Source organism: Pseudomonas sp. MD195_PC81_125 (genome assembly GCF_014060985.1).
In the GTDB taxonomy this organism is placed as follows: domain Bacteria; phylum Pseudomonadota; class Gammaproteobacteria; order Pseudomonadales; family Pseudomonadaceae; genus Aquipseudomonas; species Aquipseudomonas parakoreensis.
Window position 1 is genome coordinate 1 of record NZ_JABULD010000419.1, and the last position, 3260, is coordinate 3260.

Annotated in this window: 3 protein-coding genes and 1 pseudogene; all 4 read right to left on the reverse strand. The window is 56.1% G+C overall.

Annotation, left to right across the window (positions count from 1 at the left end; translation table 11 throughout):
• On the reverse strand, window positions 1–1038 hold a 1038-nt coding region (locus HT737_RS17125), incomplete at its 3' end, for a type II toxin-antitoxin system HipA family toxin (protein ID WP_182403387.1).
• 3 nt (window positions 1039–1041) lie between these two features.
• Window positions 1042–1515: a helix-turn-helix domain-containing protein gene (locus HT737_RS17130; RefSeq protein ID WP_182403389.1), complete on the reverse strand. Its 474-nt coding sequence runs from the start codon at window positions 1513–1515 to the stop codon at window positions 1042–1044.
• 390 nt (window positions 1516–1905) lie between these two features.
• Entirely contained in the window at window positions 1906–2205 is a 300-nt protein-coding gene (locus HT737_RS17135) for a hypothetical protein (protein ID WP_182403391.1), read from the reverse strand.
• Window positions 2206–2551: 346 nt separating this feature from the next.
• Window positions 2552–3260: pseudogene (locus HT737_RS17140) on the reverse strand (hypothetical protein); the annotation flags it as partial.

The following is a 3260-nucleotide window of genomic DNA, read 5'->3' on the forward strand; positions in this document are numbered from 1 at the left end:
GGGATTAATGTCGTAAGCCTCGGACAACCGCCACCCGCGACCAGGGTCGAGAAGGAATCCGTGGTTACGCAGATGGTCGTCGGTGTTTGAAACGAGAATATTGAAGACAATTCGCGACCATAGCTCGCGCAGGTCGGTGTCGACTTCTGAGCCGTGTTCAATGATCGCTCGAGCCAGTTCGATGTAGCTGGCGCCATTCGAGGCATCGTCACCGTCGACGCGGTCGGTCATGGTCATGGCGGAGGCGAAGTGGAAGCGGCCACCGGATCTGCTTCGGTCAAAGCGTTTAACCATGAAGCAGTGATGCTGGCTCGCATAGCGCTGGGCGGTGGCGGTTGCGACTCTCAAGCCACAATTTTTGGCGAGAGCATTCACCACCATTTCCCAGGCACCGACGTCGTAGTCATCTCGAATGCTTGGAAACTTGGCAATCCACAGATGACCGTGTTGGTCTGCAACGCTGGCTTTGGGTCTGGCGCCACCCAAAGAGCCACCGGGTGCGATCAGCATTCTTAGCCACTCGCGTCCTTCCAGTGCCGTGTTGTCCGGGTCGTTTTCCAGCGCGCGGCTTGCCTGCTCTAATGCGCGCAGCTCTAAAAAGGGTGGCGCTGCCAAGCCGTCGCGGTCATCGAGGAAGCTGCCCTCATCATTGAGCTTGTAGCGCAGACCTCCTACGCGAAAGAGGTCATGTACGCCCAGCAGATAATCGGATTCGTACAGTTTGCTGCCTTTTGGCATCAAGCCGTCCCGAATGTCGCGTTCCTGCCGCCGCTTCATCAGCAAGCGTCCCCAGCGATCAGGGCTTGAGTCTGCGAATACACCGAACTGGGTTTGGTGCCCGCCGGGGAATTGGTGTCCTTCGAAAAAGTTGATACGGGGATCGAGCTTCATGAAGTTCAGTTCAGGATCGGCCAGTGCGGCTGGATCGTACTCAAACTCGAACACTTCGTTAGCACGGGCCTTTCTGACATGCAGGAATCCGAGGCGTCTTGCGCCATTCAAGGATTCCCAATCTGCATAAACCGCAATTCGCGTCATTCTTCACCTGTTTTGGAGCCGCTTTTTTTTCTTGTTCAACAGTTCTGAAAGCGAGTGGGTGTTGAGGGGAAAATCTTCCGTCAGGCTGGCGATGTAGGCGCTGTCTTCCTCCACTCTTGTGCTCTTTTCGCCGACCAGAGGCGACTTCTTGATCCTGGATGTTCCGCGTACTCGTTGGGGGGTTGATCCAGGCAGCAATTGCGCGTCCTGCAATCGGCGCCCCATCTCATCGGCCTCGGCCAGTTTATTCAGATCCTTTTCCAGCCCGAGTACCTGCATGACTGATAGATAGGCACCGATGGTTACTCCCGAGCCACCAGACTCCAGTGAGCGCAGGGTTGTCAGCGACATGCCTGATCGTTCTGCGACCTGTTTGGCCGTCAGTTTACGGCGCAGGCGGGCCAGCTTCAGGCGCTCGCCAAACTCGGAAAGCAGTCTGGAAGTCGCGGGCAAGAGCGGTGCTGTCTTATTAGCCATGTGCCAATATTCCTTCATTTTTAAGCCTTAACTACCAGAATAGTAGCACTTAAGACTAAGAAGAATGTTCGGCAAGACAAGTGGAGGCAGAAACAGCTAACTGGAAGTATTCCACCTGTTTTTATGGCTAATAAGCATAATTTTGGTACTTATTTGTCTTCGTCATTGTCAGGAAACGGTGTGCCTTGAAGGTGCTCTTCAATTTTCCAGCGGCATCTTTGGAGCAGGTGGCGAGTCGAGGTCTCCGTGCTCGCGGCGGAAGATTTCATCTGCCTGTTTGACGCTTTCCATCAGCTCATCAAAAAATTTGCTCACGAGAATCTCCATCGTTTGATTGCGTTTTTTCCATCGCTCTCAGGCAGTGCCTGAGAGCGATTCGATCTCTCAGCTTCAGGCCGGGGCTTTCCAGCTGAGCATTTTCTGCTGGGCGACTTGCAGCAGGTCGCAGCCGTCTTTGGTCAGCAGGTAGAGGGCATGGGTGATGTGCGGGATGTCTTCGACGTCGGCGTGTTTGAAGCAGATGCAGTAGAGCGTTTGCAGCAGGTCACTGGACGCACGCAGGCGCTGGACGGCGCATTCGAGGATGTCTTGCGGGTTGGCATCGGTGTCGATGACCAGGGGCTTGGTGTCAGTGAGGTTGGAGTCGACGGGGCGGTAGCGATCGGAGTGGAGCTCGTTCCATGATTTCATTTTTAGATCCTCAATTGCTTCGAATGAAGCCACCACATCGTGACCAAGCGACTGGAGGCGACTGTGTTCGGGTTGGTCAACCGGTGAGGATCATGCACATACCCGGCACGCTCGAAAGCGTCCCAAACACAGCCACCATAACGCTGCTGGCAATTGAGTGCCGGCAGCATACAGCGGACGCGAATGCATGATCCAATCGGGTGACCAAGCCCGAGCCGCTGAATTGGCAGCGACAGTCACAACTATAGGTTTCGGCCTATCGGCGCCGATAGAAGACAAGGCGCCGCTGCGTGTAGGAACGGGATGCAGATTCGAGCAGGCCGTTCCTACAGATCTATCACGGTTTTCAACGAATCGCCCGATACCCCTCGACATCCAGCACACTCGTCGTCAGTCCGGTCGCCGGCGCGTAGATCCCGCCCTTCACCGACGAGAAAGGCACGCCTCTGCTGCCCAGCGAAACGTAGCGTTCGCCTTGGTCCAGTTCGGTGAACCAGGTGTAGGAGTACTTTTCCATGGCCTTGTATTTCGCGGCGTCCCTGACCATCGCATCGCCGCATTGCTTCAGGACGGCGTCGCTCAGGTTCAGGGTGTTGGTCAGCGGGGTGCCCCAACGCTTGAGGCAGGCTTCGGCGAAGTGGCGCACGAACTGGCCGGGTTCGGCGAGGACCTTCGGGCCGGCGTTGCCGTCAGCGGCAGCGTTGCCGACCAGGGTGGCGTGGCGGCCGGGGATCGGGAAGATATGCGTGCGCGTACCGGTAGCCGTTTGCGGGATAACGCAGCTGAAACCTTTCGAACGCTCGTCGCGGGCATAGAAGCCAACGTACTCTTTGACGTTGCTGTTGAGTTTGACCCGATGTTCCTGGAAGTTGCCGATGCCGGGCACCGGATCAATGGCGAGGATCTTCACCGGAATGCTTTTCAAAGTACTTTCATTGAACATGGCGTTGGCCAGCATATGGCAACTTATACCGCCTCGACTCCAGCCGACCAGGTTGACCTGAGTGGGAATAATGCCGTCCTTGCGGAAGGTTTTAATGATTTGCTCCTGCAAC